Consider the following 19,196-nt stretch of genomic DNA (forward strand, 5'->3'; position numbering starts at 1 on the left):
TCGGTGACGTATCGCGTGCAGTGCACGGCCGAACCCCGGGGGCGGCCCATTGCCGACTACCGACTCGAGGTCGAGTTGCCGCTGTGCGGGTGACTGGGGCCGCGGTGCTTCACGGGGAACGCCAACAGCGTTAGGATTCACAAATGATAGAGCGAAAGTTCTTGGAGTGGCCGGTAATCCGGCAACTGCGCACCGGCGACATGTTCGGCCGCGGGCCGGCAGTCACCTCCGAACACACCCGCAGCATCGCGCCGCGAACCGCTACCGCCGACCGAGTGGTGCAAAGCGTCTGCCCCTACTGCGCGGTCGGCTGCGGCCAGCGCGTCTATGTCAAGGACGAGCAGGTCGTGCAGATCGAGGGCGATCCCAACTCACCGATCTCACGGGGGCGGCTGTGCCCGAAAGGGTCGGCCAGCGAACAGTTGGTCAACTCGCCTGGCCGGCAGGTCAGCGTCCTCTACCGGGCGCCCCGCGCCACGCAGTGGCAGCCGCTGGAGCTGGACACCGCCATCGACATGGTGGCCGAGAGGTTCATCGCCTCGCGGCGCAACGCATGGCAGGACCACGACGCCGAGGGCCGGCCACTGCGGCGCACCATGGGCATCGCCTCGCTGGGCGGCGCGACACTGGACAACGAAGAGAACTACGTCATCAAGAAGCTCTTCACCGCCGCGGGCGTCATACAGGTCGACAACCAAGCTCGTATTTGACACTCCGCCACGGTTCCCGGTCTGGGAGCCTCCTTCGGTCGCGGTGGAGCGACGCAAACCCTGCAAGACATGGCGAATGCCGACTGCATCGTCATCCAGGGCTCGAACATGGCCGAGTGCCACCCGGTGGGTTTCCAGTGGGTGGAGGAGGCCAAAGCCCGCGGCGCGGTGGTGATCCACGTCGACCCGCGGTTCACTCGCACGTCGGCGGTGTGCGACAAGCACATTCCGATCCGGGCCGGCTCCGACGTGGTGCTATTGGGTGCGCTGATCAACCATGTGCTCACCCACGACTTGTGGTTCCGTGAATACGTGCTGGCCTACACCAACGCCGCGACGCTGGTCAGCGAGGACTTCCGCGACACCGAAGACTTGGGCGGGCTGTTCTCCGGATTCGATCCGCAGACCGGGCAGTACGACCCGTCGAGTTGGGCGTACCAGAGTCAGGGAGCCGGCGAAGACGACATCGGCTCGGCCGGGGGTGGCCACGAGCATGGCACCAGCGCGTCGGCGCGCTCACTCGGTGAGACGCTCGGCAGCGGCGGCCCGCCTCTGGAACACGCCCGCGTACAGCGCGACGAAACACTGCAGCACCCGCGCACCGTTTTCCAGATCCTCAAGCGGCACTACGCGCGCTACACGCCGGAGATGGTCCGCGACGTCTGCGGTATCGACCCGGCGATGTTCGATTACCTGGCCCGAGCCGTCACGGCCAACTCAGGGCGCGAGCGCACCACCTGCTTCGCCTATGCGGTGGGCTGGACACAGCACACCCTGGGCGCCCAGTACATCCGCACCGCGGCGATCCTGCAGCTGCTGCTGGGCAACGTAGGCCGGCCCGGCGGCGGGATCATGGCGCTGCGCGGGCACGCCAGCATCCAGGGCTCCACCGATATCCCCACGCTCTACGACATGCTGCCCGGCTATCTGCCGATGCCCAAGGCCGGGCGCGACGACACCCTGCGCCAGTACCTGGACCGCGTCGGGTCGAAGAGCCAGAAGGGCTTTTGGGCCAACGCCGATGCGTATCTGGTTAGCCTGCTCAAGGCGTGGTGGGGGGACGCCGCAACCGCCGACAACGACTGGGCCTTCGACTACTTGCCCCGGCTGACCGGACCACACGGCACCTATCAGGCGGTGACGGGAATGCTGAACGACGAAGTGGAGGGCTACTTCCTGCTCGGCCAGAACCCAGCCGTGGGTTCGGCCAACGGCCGCCAACAACGGTTGGGTATGTCGCACCTGAAGTGGCTGGTGGTGCGGGATCTGAACCTGATCGAGTCGGCCACCTGGTGGAAAGACGGCCCGGAGATCGCCTCGGGTGAGCTGTGCGCGCAAGACAACGAGACCGAGGTGTTCTTCCTGCCGGCGGCCAGTCACGTCGAGAAGGCCGGGACATTCACCCAGACCCAGCGTCTGCTGCAATGGCGCCATCAGGCCGTCGCCCCGCCAGGGGACTGCATCAGTGAGCTGGAGTTCTTCATCAGGCTGGGCAACCGAATTCGCGCTCACCTGGCCGGGTCCACCGATCCGCGGGACCGCCCGCTGTTGGATCTGGTCTGGGACTACCCCGTCGATGAGCACGGTGACCCCGATCCAGAGTTCGTGCTGGCTGAGATCAACGGCCATCAACTCGCCGGCGACGGCGCGGGCGCACCGCTGTCGTCTTACACCGAGATGCGCGCCGACGGATCCACCGCAGGCGGCTGCTGGATCTATTCGGGGGTGTACGCCGAGGGCGTCAACCAGGCCGCCCGCCGGGTGCCGCGTGGCGGGCCGAGCCCCAGCCAGTCGGAGTGGGGCTGGGCCTGGCCGGCCGATCGGCGAATCCTCTACAACCGCGCCTCGGCGGACCCGGACGGGGTGCCGTGGAGCGAACGCAAACGCTATGTGTGGTGGGATGCGGAGGCCGGCCGTTGGACCGGCAAGGACGTGCCCGACTTCGTGGTCGATCGCGCGCCGGGCGCTCGACCGGATCCGGCGTTGGGCGGCCCGGAAGCGTTGGCCGGCGACGACCCGTTCGTCATGCAACCCGACGGCAAGGGTTGGTTGTTCGCGCCCAAGGGCCTGGTGGACGGGCCGTTGCCCACCCACTACGAACCGCAAGAGTCGCCGATCGCCAACGCGGTCTATCGCCAACAGCGCAACCCCGCCCGAATCACGTTCCCCCGCAAAGACAACCTCTCGGCTCCCAGCGCCGGGGAGCCGGGCGCCGATGTCTACCCCTACGTGTTCACCACCTACCGACTGACCGAGCACCACACGGCCGGCGGCATGAGCCGCTGGCTGCCGTACCTGGCCGAGCTGCAGCCGGAGATGTTCTGCGAGGTCTCCCCGGCGCTGGCCGCCGAGCGGGATCTGGAGAACTTCGGCTGGGCCACCATCATCTCGCCGCGGGCCGCGATCGAGGCCCGGGTGTTGGTGACCGACCGGATGACGCCACTGATCGTGGGTGGCCACACGGTGCACCAGATCGGGCTGCCGTATCACTGGGGAGTCGGCGGGGACGCGGTGGTCAGCGGCGACGCCGCCAACGATCTGCTCGGGGTGACGCTGGACCCCAACGTGCAGATCCAGGAATCCAAAGCCGGTTCGTGCGATATCCAGCCGGGCCGCCGACCGCACGGTGAAGCGCTGCTGCGTCTGATCTCGGAGTATCAAAGCCGTTCCGGCGCCACGCCGGAGACCGGCAACACCGCAATCGATCCAGAGGGGCGGGACTGATGGGCCAACTGTACGGGCCGACCGACCCCGCCGCCGATGCCAGGTGGTCGCCGCAACACCCACGCAAGGGGTTCTTCACCGACACGTCGATCTGCATCGGCTGTAAAGCCTGCGAGGTGGCCTGCAAAGAGTGGAACCACAACCCGCAGGACGGTCCGCTGGAGTTGCTCGGGTCGTCGTATGACAACACCGGTGCACTGGGCGCCAGCACCTGGCGGCATGTGGCGTTCATCGAGCAGAGCCGCGACCGCATCGAGGAGGCTCGTGAATCTGGCCGGCAGCTGATCAGCCTGGGGCTGCCGAAGATGCCAGGCGACACTGCGGATATCGTCCCGCCCGACACCGATCAGTTCCGCTGGCTGATGTCCTCGGATGTCTGCAAACACTGCACGCACGCGGGGTGTCTGGACGTATGCCCGACGGGATCGCTGTTTCGGACCGAGTTCGGCACGGTGGTGGTGCAGGCCGACGTCTGTAACGGCTGCGGCAACTGTGTGCCGGCCTGCCCGTTCGGGGTGATCGAACGTCGCACCGACGGAACCGCCGCGCCGAAGACCGCCCGCGGCCCCGAACCGGTGCCCAACACCGGGGTCGCCCAGAAGTGCACGCTCTGCTACGACCGGCTGGTCGACAGGCAGACGCCGGCGTGCGCGCAGACCTGCCCGACGCAGTCCATCCAGTTCGGTGATCACGACGACCTGGTGCAGCGGGCCCGGCAGCGGGTGGCCCAACTGCACGCCCAGGGCCGCACCGAGGCCCGCCTCTACGGCGCCAATGAGCATGACGGTGTCGGTGGCACCGGCTCGGTCTTCCTGTTGCTCGATGAGCCGGAGGTCTACGGGCTGCCGCCCGACCCTCGGGTGGGCACCGCCGACCTGCCGACGATGTTCAAACGTTCGGCGCTGGCCGCGGCCGGCATGCTTGCCGCCGTGGCGGTCGCCTTCTTGGGGGGACGCTGATGAACATGGTGTCCGATGGCCCCCGCCGCGGCGGCGGTAAGCGCCGGCGCCGGGGCAGTGGGGACGGCGGCCGTGAGATGCCGATGGTCCCCGATGTGCAGTTCAGCTCTTACTACGGCCGTCCGGTGGTCAAACCCGCACCGTGGTCACACGAGATCGCCGCGTACCTATTCCTGGGTGGACTGGCAGGCGGCTCCGGCCTGCTGGCCGCCGGCGCCCAGCTGTCCGGCCGCAAAGTGTTGCGGCGCAACTCCCGGCTGGCGGCGCTGGGGGCAATCGTGTTGAGCGCAGCGGCCCTGATCAGCGACCTCGGCCGTCCGGAGCGCTTCGTCAACATGCTGCGCACCATCAAGCTGACATCGCCGATGAGCCTGGGCTCGTGGATCCTCTCGGGGTTCGGTGCGGGCACGTCGGTGGCGGCGGCCGCCGAGGTAGACCGGTTGACCGGCCGACGGTTACCGCTGGGTCCGCTCCGCGGCGTACTGCACGCGGTAGCGGGACCGGCTGGATTGGAGGCTGCGGTGTTCGCGGCACCGCTGGCCGTCTATACCGCGGTGTTGTTGGGCGATACTGCTACCCCGACCTGGCACGGCGCGCACCGCGACTTGCCGTTCGTGTTCGTCAGCTCGGCGAGCCTGGCCTCGGGAGGCTTGGCCATGCTGACCACCCCGGTGCGTGAGGCCGGGCCGGCCCGGCGGTTGGCTGTGCTCGGGGTGCTCGGCGACGTCATCGCCACCCGGGCCATGGAGCAGCGGATGGACCCGATCGCCGCCGAGCCTCTGCACCAGGGCCGGGCCGGGGCGATGCTGCGTTGGAGCGAACGTCTGGCGATCGCCGGAGGTATCGGGACGCTCCTGGGCGGGCACAGGCGCGGCATGGCGGCGTTGTCGGGGCTGGCGTTGCTGTGCGCTTCGGCGCTGACTCGCTTCGGGGTGTTCGAGGCCGGCATCGCCTCGGCGAAGGACCCGCGTTACACCATCGAGCCGCAGAAGCGTCGGCTGGCGGAGCGGCAGGCGGCGGGTATCACCGGGGATTCGATCACCACCGCTGATTAAGACCTGCCGGAATGTCTCAGCCGAGCTGGTGCAGCTGAAATGGCTTCGAGGCCAGGGTACTTCCCGGGCATTCACCATCGGAGCTGGTCGTGACCACACCGCCGAGCGATACCGGGTCGATCGAGACCCGAATGATCGCCGGCGCGTAGCTGCCGTCCACGCAGATCGCCCCATCCGGCTTGGTGACACTGAACTGCCAGTGCCCGTCGACCAGGCTCATGGGACTGGTCCAGCCCTGATTACTGGACACGGTTCCGTTGCAGTCGGCCTGGCTGCAGCTGGTAGCGATCGTCCAGGCGAACTCCTGGTCGCCGCCCTGGTATTCGCCGTTGAGCAACGGCGCTTCTCACAGCACGTCAATTCCGCTGCCCACCACGGTATGTCCGATCACCGGGTGGCCGGGCAGCTCGCCGACGACCAGCAGCCCGCCGGAGGTCTGGGCATCGGCCAGCAGCAGCAGGTCGTCTTCGCTGACCCCGGGGCCGGGCCGCAGGTGCGCACGCACCCAGTCCAGGTTGCGGCGCGTGCCGCCGGAGACGTAACCGTCACGCAGCGCTTCGTGCGCGCCGGCGATCATCGGCACCGCAGATCGGTCGAGCACCGCGCCCACCCCCGACGCGCGGCACATCTTGTACAGATGTCCGAGCAGCCCGAACCCGGTGACGTCGGTGGCCGCCCGCACGCCCAGCGACAACGCGGCTTCGGCGGCGTCGCAGTTAAGACCGACCATGGTGGCGATCGCCTCGTCGAACACTTCGCCGGTGCGTTTGTGCCGGTTGTTGAGCAGCCCCACTCCCAGCGGCTTGGTCAAGGTCAGTGGTAGTCCGGGCTGCGCGGCGTCGTTGCGCAGCAACTTGTTCGGGTCGGCTACCCCGGTGACCGCCATGCCGTACTTGGGCTCCGGATCGTCGATGGAATGGCCGCCGATCACCGGGCAAGCCGCCTGCTCGGCCACCGCCAGACCGCCGCGCAGTACCTCAGTCATCAACTCCATAGGCAGTGTCTCTCGCGGCCAGCCGACGAGGTTGATCGCGACCACCGGGCGCCCGCCCATCGCGTAGATGTCCGAGAGGGCATTGGCTGCAGCGATCCGGCCCCAGTCGTATGCGTCGTCGACGACTGGGGTGAAAAAGTCCGCGGTGGACAACACGGCGAGGTCGTCGCGCACCAGCACGGCCGCCGCGTCGTCGCCGTCGTCGAGGCCCACCAGGACGCCCTTGCCGGACTGCCCGGTCAAGCCGCGCACCGCGTCTTCCAGCTCACCGGGGGGAATCTTGCATGCACAGCCGCCGCCGTGGGCATAGCCGGTCAATCGCACGTCCGTCATGCGTCAATGATCAGGTGGTCGCCGACCGCGCGGGAGATGCAGATCAGCATGTCGCCGTCGGCGCGTTCGGTATCGGTCAGGGTCTGGTCGCGGTGATCGATCTCGCCGTCGAGCACCCGCACCCGGCAGGTGCCGCAGAACCCCTGCTTGCACGAATAGGGAGTGTCGGGGTTGACCTGCAGGATCGCGGCCAAGGCGGTCTGATCGGCGTCGACAGGTACAACGGTACCGCTCTTGGCGAGGGTTACGGTGAACGGTTTGCCGTCGAGAACCGGTGGGGCAGAGAACCGTTCGTAGTGCAGCTCCACATCTGTGCGGCCGATCAAACCCCGGCGGAGCACCTCGAGCATCGGCGGCGGGCCACACGCGTACAGCGCGGTGGGCACCGGCACGTCCCCGATCAGATCGGCGGCCGTCGGCAGCCCGTGGGTGTCGTCGGTACGCACAACCACCTTGTCGCCGAATTGCGCCACCTCGGCGATGAACGGGATGGCATCGGCGGAGCGGCCGGTGTAGATCATCGACCAGTCCAGGCCCAGGCGCTCGGCGGCGCGCATCATCGGCAAGATCGGGGTGATCCCGATACCGCCGGCGACGAACCGGAGACGCTGCGCGGACGAACCGTAGCCGGGAACCGCCATGGGCATGCCGTTGCGGGGCCCCTTGATCGTGACCGTGGCGCCGGGCTGCAAGCTGTCGTGCACCTCGATCGACCCCCCGCCACCGTCGGGGATGCGGCGCACCGCAATGCGGTAGCTGTCGGGGTCGGCGGGATCCCCGCACAGCGAGTACTCCCGCATCCTGCCCGAGGGCAGCAGCAGATCCAGATGCGCACCGGGTGTCCAGCGGGTCAGCGGCTTGTCGTCGGTGGCGACCAGGGTCAGCGCCACCACGTCCTTGTCGTGCGCGACGATCTCCCGCTTGGCCACCCGCAACTCCCGCGTGCGTTCCGGCTCGGCCAGCTTCCAGCGCCGCATCAACACGCTGAACGTCGGGAAGGCGATCTTGGCCAGCAGATTCGAGACCCGCAGCAACGGGTCGTGGCGCCACCGCCCGTACAGCTGTGGCGGCACATCGGTGGGAATCTCGCCGAGCGGACGGAATCGTGATCCCGCGGCGTCGTGCGATGTCAACGCCGCGCCCTCCGCGCTGCCGGCGAGGTCGCCAGGTAGGACACGGCCTGCGCGGTGGAGCCGATGGAGGCCGGGTCGAACGACGGTTTGAAGTAGGCGACGGTGTATTTGAGCACCTGCCGCAGCTGCGGAAGGATGTTGCGCCGCGAGCCGCGCAGGTACTCACGCCACAGCCAGAAGTAGGAGTGGCTGATGGTGTTGTCGGAGCGGCAGGTGAATCCGATCGCCCGGTGAATCATCAACACCAGGTACACCAGCGCGACCAGCATGGCTCGGCAGCGGTTGAGATAGCCGGGGTGAAAGTAGTTCGCCACATCGTGGGCTACGCAGCGGTGCTCGATCTCCTCGGCGCCGTGCCAGCGGCAGATGTCGGCCATCGTCGGGTCCACGTCGTAGGCGTCCCACGCGCAGTTCAGGACGAAATCGCCCAGGATCGCGGTGTAGTGCTCAATCGCTGCGATCAGCCACAGCCGCTGCACCATGTCGTTGTATCGGGTACGGGCGAACCGCTGGCTGCGCGGCGCCAGCAGTCGACGGAAGAAGTACTCGAATTGCCGCAGGATGGGCCCGGTATCGACGCCGCGGGCCTCCAGGAACTCGGTCACCGCCTTGTCGTGTGACTCGGCGTGCATCGCCTCCTGGCCGATGAAGCCGCGCATGGCGCCCGCCAGGTCCTCGTCTTTGACGTAGGGCAACGCCTCGTTGAAGACCTCGCAGAACCACCGCTCGCCCTCGGGCAGGATCAGATGCAGGATGCTCACCACGTCGGAGGCCACCGGCTCGCCTTTGATCCAGTGCAGTGGGGTCTGTGACCAGTCGAACTCGACGTTGCGGGCGTGGATCTCCACGCCGGCCGGCTCATAGATATGCCCGCCCACGGCCGGCTTAGTTTGGCTCGTCATGATCGCGGCCTCCTTCGGGGCCATGCTACCCACGAGTTCGGCGCGCTTTTGGCCGCTGAGCGGTCACTACCGCGCCGAAAACGCTGAAGGTTTAGGTTGTCAGCGGAGGCGTCTGAGTCCTGGTGGGCTCCCCGGTCTTCAAAACCGGTGAGGCCGAGTATCTCGGTCTGGCGGGTTCGATTCCCGTCCGCCTCCGCCAGCCGCGTATCGGAGGAGGAACCGTGACCGACGCCGATCCGCGCCGCGCCATTCCGCGTACCGATGCGCTGTTGATGCTGCCGCCGGTTCGCGCGGCCCGTGCACGACTGGGCGAGCATGTGGTCCGCGGCTTGGTGCGCGACGCCCAGGATCGAGCCCGACGCGGCGATCTGGCTCCGGAGCAGGTTGAAAGCGCTGTCCTGGAGGGCCTTTCAGGGAAAACGGGGACGACGCTACGGCCGGTCCTCAATGCCACCGGAGTGGTGGTGCACACCAACCTGGGTCGGGCGCCGCTGTCGGCCGCCGCGGTCGAGGCGCTGGTGGTGGCCAGCGGCTACGTCGACGTCGAGCTGGACCTGGTCACCGGCGCGCGCTCCAAGCGTGGGGTCGCCGCGCGGGCCGCACTGCTGGCGGCCTGCCCTGCCGCCGAGGATGCGCTGGTGGTCAACAACGGTGCTGCGGCTTTGGTGCTGAGCACCACCGCGCTGGCCGCCGGCCGGGAAGTCGTGGTCAGCCGGGGCGAGCTGATCGAGATTGGGGCCGGATTCCGCCTGCCGGACCTGATCGCCTCCACCGGGGCGAGGCTGCGGGAGGTCGGCACCACCAACCGCACCCACCTGCGCGATTACGCCGAGGCCATCGGACCTCAGACCGGATGCATCCTCAAGGTGCATCCCAGCAATTTCGCCGTTCACGGTTTCACCGCATCAGTGGGGTTGGCGCAGTTACGGCCACTGGCAGCCGAACACGATGTTGCCTTGGTGGCCGACCTGGGCAGCGGGCTGTTGGCCGCAGATCCGCTGTTACCCGACGAGCCGGATGCCGCGACTGCGCTTGCCGCGGGCGCCGACATCGTGACCGCCAGTGGCGACAAGCTCCTCGGCGGGCCGCAGGCCGGAGTGGTGTTGGGCCGGGCCGCTTTCATCACCCAGCTCGCCCGGCACCCGTTGGCCCGCGCGGTCCGCGCCGACAAACTCACCCTGGCCGCCCTGGAGGCCACCGTCTCCGGCGCCGCCGCACCGGTGACCCGGGCGCTGCGCGCTGATCCCGAACAGTTGCATTCCCGGACCGAGCGGCTGGCTGCCGCGGTCGGTGCCACCGTCGTCGCCCACGACGGCCGCGTCGGCGGCGGCGGCGCCCCGGGACTACCGCTGCCGGGCTGGGCGGTCCGGCTGCCCGAGGCGGCGGCCGCCGCGCTGCGCACCGGCGATCCCGCGGTGCTGCCCCGGGTGCATGACGGGGCCTGCCTGGTCGATCTGCGCTGTGTGCCGGAAGCCGACGACGGACGACTGCTGGCAGCGGTGCGGACCGCGCTCGACCGGATCGGATGAACGTGTTTGTCGTCGCCACCGCCGGGCACGTCGATCACGGTAAATCCACCCTGGTGCGGGCGCTCACCGGAATGGAACCCGACCGTTGGGCCGAGGAGCGACGGCGCGGACTCACCATCGACCTGGGTTTCGCTTGGACCGCACTGGCGTCCGGCCGGCGAGTGGCCTTCGTTGATGTTCCGGGCCACGAACGGTTTCTGCCCAACACGCTGGCCGGCTTAGGACCTGCCTCGGTGGTGTGCTTCGTGGTCGCCGCCGATGAGGGCTGGCAGGCACAGTCCGACGATCACCGCGACGCCATTGCGGCCCTAGGCATTACGCGGGGGCTGGTGGTGCTCACCCGGATCGACAGGGCCAGCGATGAACGCGTCGGTGAGGTCTCGGACCAGGTCCGCACCGAGCTGGCCCAGACGGGTCTCCATGACGCCCCGATCGTCGCCGTGTCCGCGGTGGACGGCACCGGCCTGGACACGCTGCGTGTTGCGCTCGACGCCCTGCTGGCCGAGCTTCCAGCCGCTGCGAACACCGGTCGTGTGCGGTTGTGGGTCGACCGGTCATTCACTATCACCGGGGCCGGGACGGTGGTTACCGGCACCCTGACCGCGGGCACGTTGGCTGCCGGCGATCATCTGCAGTTGCTGGACCGCGGGCGTTCGCATGCGGTGGTCATCCGCGGGCTGCAGAGCTGCGGCGAGGCGCACTCGGCGTTGCACCCCACGGCGCGGGTGGCGGTCAATCTGCGCGGGGTGTCATCCGGCGAGGTGCGCCGCGGGGACGCGCTGGTCAGCTCCGGCGAGTGGATGACCACCACGGTGGTCGACGTCCGGCACAGCACCGGGTGCCCCCTGACCGAGACGCCCGAGCGACTCGTGGTGCACCTGGGCACGGCCGCGGTGCCCGCACGGCTGCGACTCCTGGACGCAGACCATGCCCGGGTCACTTTCGAACACCCTCTGCCGCTGATGTTTTCGGACCGTCTGGTACTGCGCGATCCCGGGGCTCGTCGGGTACTGGGCGGAGTGCTGGTTCTCGACACCGATCCGCCTGCCCTGCAGCGGCGCGGTGACGCGGCTCGGCGCGCCGACGAGCTCGCCGGCGCCGATCCGACTGACCAGGCCCGCCGGGTCCTTGCCGAGGTGGCCCGCCGCGGCGCGGTGCCGCAGCGCCAGCTGCAGCTGCTTGGGTACGCACTCCCCTCGGTGCCGCCGGAGGTGACGGTGATCGGCGGCTGGTGGGTGCACGCCGCGACGTATGCGGCTTGGCGGGACCGGTTGCAGTCATCGGTACGTTTGCTGCGGGAGCGTGATCCGCTGTCCGCGGGAATGTCCCGGGGGGCGGCGGCGGATCTGCTTGCGCTACCCGATCCCGCGCTGCTCGACGGGCTGGTAGGCGCCGCAGGGTTGGAACAGCATGACGGGCTGATTCGACAGCCGGACGGCCGAGACGACCTCGGCCCTGCCGAAGACGCGATCGCCGAGCTGGAATCCCGGCTGGTTGCGGCCCCGTTTCATGCCCCGGAGGCCGATGACCTGGCTGCGCTGAACCTGGGAATCCGGGAGCTGGCAGCAGCCGAACGGGTGGGGCGGCTGTTACGCCTCGCCGAGAATCTGGTGCTGCTGCCGACCGCACCCGCGTTGGCGATGCGTGAATTGGCTTCGCTGACACAGCCTTTCACCGCCACTCAAGCCAAGCAGGCGTTGAAGACCACACGGCGGGTGGCGATCCCCTTGCTGGAGCATCTCGATGCGCGCGGCTGGACGCGCCGGATTGATGCCGTCCACCGGGAGGTAGCGCGCTGAGCACGGCCCGCACCGACGAGTTTCGGTCAGCGGACGATCCGGTCGGGCCTGCTGTAGACGTTCATGGATTCCCCACGCAGGAAGGCCACCAACGTCAGCCCGGATTGGGTGGCTAGGTCGACCGCAAGCGAGGACGGCGCGGAAACTGCTGCCAGCACTGGTATTCCGGACATCACGGCCTTCTGCGTCAACTCGAACGACGCTCGTCCACTGACCAACAAGACACTCCCAGACAACGGGATCTGGTCGTGTTCCACCGCCCAGCCAACCACCTTGTCCACCGCATTGTGGCGTCCGATGTCCTCGCGCACCACCAATAGCCTGCCGCTCTTGTCGAACAGTGCCGCCGCATGCAGACCGCCGGTCCTGTCAAACACTTTCTGGGCGGCGCGGAGCCGATCCGGCATGCCGGTAATCACCTGCGCATCGACAGTTACCGGATCATCGCCGGGGCAGTATCGGCTGATCGACTGAACTGCTTCCAGCGACGCTTTGCCGCAGATACCGCACGACGAGGTTGTATAGAAATTGCGCGTGACGTCCACCTCAGGCATCGGCACGCCGGGCGCCAAGGTCACGTCGAGTACGTTGTAGCTGTTCGTGCCGTCCACAAGACTGCCGTGGCAATAGCGAACGGTCAGTATGTCGGATCGGCGGGCGATCACACCCTCCGTGAGCAGAAATCCCTGAGCGAGTTCGACATCAGAACCGGGCGTACGCATCGTGACGGTCAGGGGACTGCCGTTGAGCCTGATCTCCAGCGGCTCCTCGACGGCCAGGGTCTCGGCCCGATGGGCTGCGTGGCCCGCTGCCAGGTGGCTGGCTTGCCGACGCGTGGTTACCCGTCCCATCGTCACCGGGCCTTCGAGTGGGTGACTTCGATAGGAACATGTTTCATCACGGGTTGGCCGCTTTCCGGATTGACATCGCCGATCGGGCACAGCACATTGAGTTCAGGCATATATCCGGCAGCGTTGCCCGCCGGGATGTTGTAGGCCACTGCCCGATAGCCATAGACGCTGCGGCGGCTGCCGTCTTTGGCGATGCTGGTGATGTCGATGTAGTCGAACTGCTTGATCCCCATGGCCGCCATATCAGAGCTGTTCATGAATAGCAGAGTACGGAGATTCTTCACACCGCGATAGCGGTCGTCGTCGGAATAGATGGTGGTGTTGAACTGGTCGTGGGAACGCATCGTGCCCAGAACCAACAGGCCCTTGGCCGGCAACACATCCGGCAGCGCGGCTGCAGAGAACTCGGCTCGCCCGGAACCGGTCAAAAATATCAGTTCACGCGCGGGCTGGCGGATGCGGAACCCGAGAGGCTGCCGTACTCGGCGGTTGAAGTCTTCAAACCCGTACAGTCCCATTGCCATCCGGTCACGGATCCGGTCGTAGTCGGCGACCAGATCATCCCAAGGCGTCTTCGTCGCGGGCAGTGTGGCTTTGGCCATCCCGGCGATGATCGCCGGTTCAGAGCGCAGCTCAGGTGAGGCCGGCTCTTTCATCCCCACCGACAGGTGCACCATGCTCATCGAATCCTCCACCGTAATCGACTGGGTTCCAGTGGCTTGCCGGTCGATCTCGGTGCGTGCCACGCACGGCAGAATCAATGCGTTGCGGCCGTGCACCAGATGGCTTCGGTTGAGTTTGGTCGAGACCTGCACGGTGAGCTCGCAACGGCGCACCGCCTCGAAGCTGTAGGCGGTGTCGGGTGCGGCCAGTGCGAAATTGCCACCCATCCCGACAAACACCTTGACGTCGCCGCTGTGCATGGCGTGGATGGTGGAGACGACGTCAAGCCCGTGGTGGCGCGGGACGTTGATCTCGCAGGCAGCGGCAAGGTAGTCCAGGGTCTGTTCGGACGGATGATGGTCGATGCCACAGGTTCGGTTGCCCTGCACGTTGCTGTGCCCGCGGATGCAACACGGTCCGGCCCCTTCCCGGCCGATATTCCCGCGCAGCAACAGCACATTGATGATCTCGCGGACGGCGTCCGGGCCGTGGGTGTGCTGACTGACACCAAGGCACCAGGCGATGATGCTGGCCCGGGCCTCCCGGTAGACCCGGGCCAGAGCATGAATCTGCTCCACGGGCACCCCGGACTGGTGCTCTATCTCCGGCCAGCTCACCGCCTCACATGCCGCCTTGTACTCGGCGTAGCCGTGTGTGTACCGGTCGATGAATAGTTGGTCGATCGCTGTCGGATCATTGACGGCAGCCTCCAGCAGCGCCTTGGCGACGCCGCGCATCAGGGCGAAATCTCCGCCGATCCGCGGTTGGATATTCATCGTGCTGATGTCGGTGGCGCGGAACAGCATCATGTCGACCATCTCGTGCGGCACGATGGTGCGCGTCGCGGCGGCTTCGATGAGCGGGTTGATGTGGACGATCTGCGCGCCGCGCCGGTAGGCCTCGGCGAGCGCGGTCAGCATCCGGGGCGTGTTGGAGGCGGCGTTGACGCCCATGATGATCAGGCAGTCGGATTTCTCCCAGTCGACCAGGTCGACGGTGCCCTTGCCGGTACCCAGCGAGGACAGCATCGCCTTCCCGCTAGCTTCCTGGCACATGTTCGAGCAGTCCGGGAAGTTGTTAGTACCGAATTCGCGGGCCCACCATTGATAGAGGAATGTGGCTTCGTTGCCCAGTCGCCCGGAGGTGTAGAACGCGGCTTGGTCGGGCGAGTCCAGCCCCTGCAGCGTCTGACCAACGAGCTCGAATGCGGCATCCCAATCGATGGGCACATAGTGATCGGTATCGGCGTCGTACACCATGGGTTCGGTGAGCCGGCCCGCATCCTCCAGCGCGAAGTCGCTCCAGGTCGACAGTTCGGCCACACTGTGGTCGGCGAAGAAGTCCCGGCCGACGCGTTTAGGGTCCATCTCCCACGTCGAGTGTTTGATGCCGTTCTCGCAGATGTCGAGCTTCAGGCCCTTGCGGTCGTCCGGCCAGGCACAGCCGGGGCAGTCAAAGCCACCGTTCTCGTGGTTCATCCGGGTGATGACCTGTGGGCCCTCCAAGATCTCCCGGCGTTTCAGCAGCACCTTGGCAACGCTGAAGGAGGCGCCATAACCTGCCGCGGGATGGTGGTAGTCCTTCTGCTTCGGCTCACCCGTGCCGGGCCCGCAGCCGGGTGCCGCGGTATCAGGGGTGCCCTGGCCCAGCAACACCTCTCGCCGGGTTCCCGAATCCTGGGGCGCGGACCCTTCGGGCGACATTGTTGTCATCGCAGCAAACCTCCCGCAGTTCTGGGTAATCCGATCGATGCTGGTATGGCCTCAGCCGAGATCCGTCGGCGAAACACCCAGTACGTCCAAGCCTGATACACCACGACCGCAGGGGCGAATAGCATTGCGGCCCAGGTCATGATCTTCAGGGTGTACGGGGTCGATGACCCGTTGTAGATAGTGACGCCGAAGTCCGAGCCCAGGGTAGACGGAACTAAGTTCGGGTACATCGAGCCGAACAGCAGCACCACGACCGCGGCAACCACCGACAGAGTGAGCACGAACGTCCAGCCTTCGCGGGGGTTGCCTGTCATGACCTTGAGCCCTGCCCATTGGCGCCACACCAGAGCGACCGCAGTCAGCAACGCCAGTACTGCGAAGGCTAAAACCAGCCAGGTCCAGCCTTTTCCGTACGCCAACTGGGTCCACAGCCCGAACCCGCCGACGATCGCGGTGGTCGGCAGCGACAGTATGGTCGCGAATCGCAACGCGTCTTCGCGAACCCCCTGGGCAGTCTTCAGGACGAGGAACACCGCGCCGTAGAACAGGAACAGCGCCGCCGTCGCTAGCCCGCCGAGCAGTGTGTAGGGACTGATCAGATCGCCGAATGCGGGGTGAGCTCGGTGGCGGGCGTCCACCGGAAGGCCACGCAGCATGATGGCGAATGCGACACCCCAGAGGATGGCGGGTACCCAGGACCCAGCCGCGATCCCGAAGTCCGCCCAGCTGCGCCATTTCGGATCGTCGATCTTGCCCCGCCACTCGATCGCGACGACGCGCAGGATCATCGCTACCACGATGGCCAGCAACGGAAGATAAAGCGCCGAGAACACCGTCGCATACCAGTTCGGGAAAGCTGCGAACATCGCCGCACCCGCGGTTATCAGCCACACCTCGTTGCCGTCCCAGACCGGTCCGATGGTGTTGAGAACCGCGCGGCGATGTGCCTCCGGGTCGCCCTTGGCGATGCGGCCCAACGGGATCATCAGCATTCCCACCCCGAAGTCGAAACCTTCGAGAATGAGAAAGCCCAGAAACAGCGCGGCGAGGATTACGAACCACAGCTCCTGCAGGCCCACCGTGAATCAACTCCTCTCAGTAGGCAAACGACAGCGGTGCGACATCGTCTTCGCCGGGAGGTGCGGGCGGTGCCGGTTCGGTGTCATGTTCCTGGGGTCCTTCGGCCACGTAGCGCTTCATCAGCCCGAACCAGAGAACCGCGAGCACCGCATAGATCAGGGTCAGCGTCGCCAACGACAACACCACTGTGGCGGGCGCGTGGTCGGACACCCCTTGTTGCACGGTAATCCGGATCATCGGGTCGCCAGTGGGGTTAGGGGCCACGATCCAAGGCTGCCGCCCCATCTCGGTGAACACCCAGCCGGCACTGTTCGCCAGGAACGGCGTCGGTATGGTCAGCAACGCGAACCAGGAGAACCAGTTGCCGCTGGGAATCCGGCCACGCCGTGTCAGCCACAATGCGACAACAGAGAACAGCAGTGGGACCGCGAGGAAGCCGATCATCGCGCGAAACGACCAGTAGGTGACGAACAAATTCGGCCGGTAGTCGCCCGGGCCGTACTGCTTCTCGTAGCGCTCTTGGAGATCCTTGACACCTTCGAGCGTGACTCCGCTGAACTTGCCTTCGGCCAAGAACGGCAGCACGTACTGCGCTTGGATGACGCGCACGATGCTGTCGCAGTTGTTGTGCGTGCCAGCGGTCAGAATCGAAAAGCTGGGGTCGGTTTCGGTGTGACACAACGATTCCGCTGATGCCATCTTCATCGGCTGCTGCCGGAACATCAGCTTGGCCTGCGAGTCCCCGGTGAAGAACAGCCCGCCGGCCGCCGCCAATGTCACCAGGCAGCCTAGGACCGCGCCGGGGCGGTGCATGGTGCGCGCTTCGTCCGCGGCAGGTTGGCGGACCATCCACCACGAGCAGACCGCGGCTACGAACACTCCAGCTGTCAACCAACTGCCGAAGACCACGTGGCTGAACGCCGAGATTCCAGTGTTGTTGGTGAGCAGCTCGACGATGCTGTCGAGTTCAGCGCGTTCAGTGAGTGGGTTGTAGTGCGCCCCGACCGGGTGCTGCATGAAGGAGTTCGCCGAGATGATGAAGAAGGCGGACACGTTCACCGCAATGGCCACCACCCAGATGCAGGCCAGATGTATCAGCCGCGGCAGCCTGCCCCAGCCGAAGATCCACAGGCCGATGAAGATGGACTCGAAGAAGAACGCGGCGAGCCCCTCCATCGCCAGCGGTGCCCCGAATACGTCACCGACAAACCGCGAGTACTCGCTCCAACTCATGCCGAACTGAAATTCCTGCCAGATCCCCGTGGCTACACCGATCGCGAAGTTGATCAAAAATAATTTGCCGAAGAACCGCGCAAGCCGATACCAGGCGGCGTTGTCCGTGATCATCCACACCGTCTGCATCAACGCCACCAACGGCGCCAGACCGATCGTCAAGGGTACGAATATGAAGTGATAGACGGTCGTAATCCCGAACTGCCACCGCGAGATATCAACGACGTCCACCTGTACAAACCCCCTACAGTCGAGGCGAGCTCATGCTCTAAAAACAGTAGTCTGGAGGGTGTTTTCGCGTCCATGTTTTCCGTTTGGAGTCTTACCCTGTCTTTGTGGTTCTACGTTGGCGTTTTGTCTAGAATTTCAGGCCATGTTCCATAGTGCATACCGCATATGCGGCGAACTATTTTTGCGCCGGTCCGAAATGCGGTTGGGAGCGTGGTAAACCGGCGGGCGCGAACCCAGTCGGCCGGCCTTGAGTCGATCGCCGGCCGCCTGGTACGTAATGCGCTGTGGCCAAGTGCGCAGACCGCACTGGCCGCGGGGGTGGCCTGGTACCTGACCCGCGATGTGCTCGGCCATACCGCCCCGTTCTTCGCGCCGATCGCCGCGGCGGTCTGCATGTGGGCAACCAATGTGTTGCGCGCAGAACTCGCGATCGAGATGGCGGTCGGGGTGGGCTTGGGTATTGGCTTGGGCAGCTGTGTGTACCTCCTGCTAGGTACCAGGGCGTTCGCGATGGCCGTGGCCGTATTTGTCTCGTTGTCCGCAGCGGTGCTGGTCGGGCGGGGTTTCCTGGTACAACGTCCGATGTTCGTCAACCAGACCATGATCTCCGCGATCCTTATCCTCGCTTTTCCGCATGGCGACTTCGGGACGGAGAGGTTCTTCGACGCGTTGATCGGCGGTGGAATCGCGGTAGTTTTCAGCATCCTGCTCTTCCCCAAGAATCCACTGTCCGTCCTGCGCGATGCCCGGGTCGAAGTGTTGTCAGCATTACGGGACATCCTCGACCAGATCCATTGCCATACCGGCGATTCGGGCTGGACGCTGACAGTTGCACCTACCCTGCACCAGCGTCTTGCACGCCTGGCCGAAGCCCGCGGCACCGCTGTGCAATTGGCGCGGATCTGCCCAGCGCGTTGGCCGTTGCGCGACGCAACGCGCGCCGCCGATCGCCAAGCCGCACAGCTGTCCCTGCTGGCCGGCTCGGTGCTGCATTTGGCACGCACTGTCACCGATACCGACGAACCGCTCTCCGTGCCGGTCCATGCGGCGATCGGCGAACTCGCCGCGGCAGCGTCCGCGCTCACTGCCGACGACACCACTCCTGCTGCGGCCCACGCGGAATCGGCACGCCGTCACACAGTGGTGGAGCAGCCGAGCAACGAGACCCTCTTGGCCGCCGCCATCGAGACCTGCATCAACGGATTGGATCAGTTCATCAGCCTCGGGCCGCGCTGAAAGTCCTTTCCAGCCATCTCCTTTAGTCGCTCGTATCGAACTGGAACTTTCC

General features: G+C 66.4%; 14 protein-coding genes and 1 tRNA gene. 7 read left to right on the plus strand and 8 right to left on the minus strand.

Annotated features, from left to right (window positions below; genetic code table 11):
- Nucleotides 1-143: 143 nt before the first annotated feature.
- The 3 genes from NM962_07120 to nrfD are packed head-to-tail and all read left to right on the plus strand — an operon-like array spanning nt 144 to nt 5,448.
- Nucleotides 144-3,434: a molybdopterin-dependent oxidoreductase gene (locus NM962_07120; GenBank protein ID UVO13834.1), complete on the plus strand. Its 3,291-nt coding sequence runs from the start codon at nt 144-146 to the stop codon at nt 3,432-3,434.
- On the plus strand, nt 3,434-4,393 hold the full coding sequence (locus NM962_07125) for a 4Fe-4S dicluster domain-containing protein (protein UVO13835.1): 960 nt from the start codon (nt 3,434-3,436) through the stop codon (nt 4,391-4,393). The genes NM962_07120 and NM962_07125 overlap by 1 nt, the downstream gene beginning before the upstream one ends.
- The gene (gene nrfD / locus NM962_07130; GenBank protein ID UVO13836.1) at nt 4,393-5,448 is read left to right on the plus strand and encodes a polysulfide reductase NrfD; all 1,056 of its coding nucleotides are present in this window, start codon (nt 4,393-4,395) and stop codon (nt 5,446-5,448) included. The genes NM962_07125 and nrfD overlap by 1 nt, the downstream gene beginning before the upstream one ends.
- 16 nt (nt 5,449-5,464) lie before the next feature.
- On the opposite strand, the gene NM962_07135 is transcribed toward nrfD, so the two are convergent.
- From NM962_07135 to NM962_07150, 4 genes are read right to left on the minus strand one after another with little or no spacing between them, the layout of a single operon-like run.
- Entirely contained in the window at nt 5,465-5,785 is a 321-nt protein-coding gene (locus NM962_07135; GenBank protein ID UVO13837.1) for a hypothetical protein, read from the minus strand.
- A 9-nt stretch (nt 5,786-5,794) separates the two neighbouring features.
- Nucleotides 5,795-6,775, minus strand: coding sequence for a selenide, water dikinase SelD (gene selD, locus NM962_07140; protein UVO13838.1), 981 nt, complete (start codon nt 6,773-6,775; stop codon nt 5,795-5,797).
- Nucleotides 6,772-7,860 carry a PDR/VanB family oxidoreductase gene (locus tag NM962_07145; GenBank protein ID UVO14594.1) on the minus strand — a complete coding sequence of 363 codons (1,089 nt, stop codon included), beginning with the start codon at nt 7,858-7,860 and terminating at the stop codon, nt 6,772-6,774. Before NM962_07145 ends, selD begins: the two co-directional genes overlap by 4 nt.
- A gap of 44 nt (nt 7,861-7,904) precedes the next feature.
- Nucleotides 7,905-8,810 carry a metal-dependent hydrolase gene (locus tag NM962_07150; protein ID UVO13839.1) on the minus strand — a complete coding sequence of 302 codons (906 nt, stop codon included), beginning with the start codon at nt 8,808-8,810 and terminating at the stop codon, nt 7,905-7,907.
- A gap of 104 nt (nt 8,811-8,914) precedes the next feature.
- Between NM962_07150 and NM962_07155 the strand changes: the two genes are divergently transcribed.
- The 3 genes from NM962_07155 to selB all read left to right on the plus strand — a co-directional run bounded on the left by NM962_07155 (nt 8,915) and on the right by selB (nt 12,138).
- Nucleotides 8,915-9,009, plus strand: a tRNA-Sec gene (locus NM962_07155).
- Between the two features lie 22 nt (nt 9,010-9,031).
- On the plus strand, nt 9,032-10,339 hold the full coding sequence (selA, locus tag NM962_07160) for an L-seryl-tRNA(Sec) selenium transferase (protein UVO13840.1): 1,308 nt from the start codon (nt 9,032-9,034) through the stop codon (nt 10,337-10,339).
- Nucleotides 10,336-12,138, plus strand: a complete 1,803-nt coding sequence (selB, locus tag NM962_07165; GenBank protein ID UVO13841.1) for a selenocysteine-specific translation elongation factor — start codon at nt 10,336-10,338, stop codon at nt 12,136-12,138. The genes selA and selB overlap by 4 nt, the downstream gene beginning before the upstream one ends.
- Before the next feature lie 26 nt (nt 12,139-12,164).
- On the opposite strand, the gene fdhD is transcribed toward selB, so the two are convergent.
- The 4 genes from fdhD to NM962_07185 are packed head-to-tail and all read right to left on the minus strand — an operon-like array spanning nt 12,165 to nt 17,908.
- Nucleotides 12,165-12,989 (minus strand): formate dehydrogenase accessory sulfurtransferase FdhD, encoded by an 825-nt coding sequence (fdhD, locus tag NM962_07170; protein UVO13842.1) that lies wholly within the window; start codon nt 12,987-12,989, stop codon nt 12,165-12,167.
- 2 nt (nt 12,990-12,991) lie between these two features.
- The gene (locus NM962_07175; GenBank protein UVO13843.1) at nt 12,992-15,364 is read right to left on the minus strand and encodes an FdhF/YdeP family oxidoreductase; all 2,373 of its coding nucleotides are present in this window, start codon (nt 15,362-15,364) and stop codon (nt 12,992-12,994) included.
- Nucleotides 15,361-16,443 carry a cytochrome d ubiquinol oxidase subunit II gene (cydB, locus tag NM962_07180; GenBank protein UVO13844.1) on the minus strand — a complete coding sequence of 361 codons (1,083 nt, stop codon included), beginning with the start codon at nt 16,441-16,443 and terminating at the stop codon, nt 15,361-15,363. Before cydB ends, NM962_07175 begins: the two co-directional genes overlap by 4 nt.
- A 16-nt stretch (nt 16,444-16,459) precedes the next feature.
- On the minus strand, nt 16,460-17,908 hold the full coding sequence (locus NM962_07185) for a cytochrome ubiquinol oxidase subunit I (GenBank protein UVO13845.1): 1,449 nt from the start codon (nt 17,906-17,908) through the stop codon (nt 16,460-16,462).
- 210 nt (nt 17,909-18,118) lie between these two features.
- On the opposite strand from NM962_07185, the gene NM962_07190 reads away from it, so the two are divergent.
- Nucleotides 18,119-19,144, plus strand: a complete 1,026-nt coding sequence (locus tag NM962_07190) for an FUSC family protein (GenBank protein UVO13846.1) — start codon at nt 18,119-18,121, stop codon at nt 19,142-19,144.
- The last annotated feature ends 52 nt before the right edge of the window (nt 19,145-19,196 follow it).

The sequence above is a fragment of the Mycobacterium sp. SVM_VP21 genome, from assembly GCA_024758765.1.
GTDB lineage: Bacteria > Actinomycetota > Actinomycetes > Mycobacteriales > Mycobacteriaceae > Mycobacterium > Mycobacterium heraklionense_C.

Excerpts from the sequence above, each read along its gene's own strand:
- nrfD (UVO13836.1), top strand. The coding sequence starts at position 4,393 with ATGAACATGGTGTCCGATGGCCCCCGCCGCGGCGGCGGTAAGCGCCGG.
- NM962_07175 (UVO13843.1), bottom strand. The coding sequence starts at position 15,364 with ATGACAACAATGTCGCCCGAAGGGTCCGCGCCCCAGGATTCGGGAACC.
- NM962_07125 (UVO13835.1), top strand. The coding sequence starts at position 3,434 with ATGGGCCAACTGTACGGGCCGACCGACCCCGCCGCCGATGCCAGGTGG.
- NM962_07150 (UVO13839.1), bottom strand. The coding sequence starts at position 8,810 with ATGACGAGCCAAACTAAGCCGGCCGTGGGCGGGCATATCTATGAGCCG.
- selB (UVO13841.1), top strand. The coding sequence starts at position 10,336 with ATGAACGTGTTTGTCGTCGCCACCGCCGGGCACGTCGATCACGGTAAA.
- fdhD (UVO13842.1), bottom strand. The coding sequence starts at position 12,989 with ATGGGACGGGTAACCACGCGTCGGCAAGCCAGCCACCTGGCAGCGGGC.
- selD (UVO13838.1), bottom strand. The coding sequence starts at position 6,775 with ATGACGGACGTGCGATTGACCGGCTATGCCCACGGCGGCGGCTGTGCA.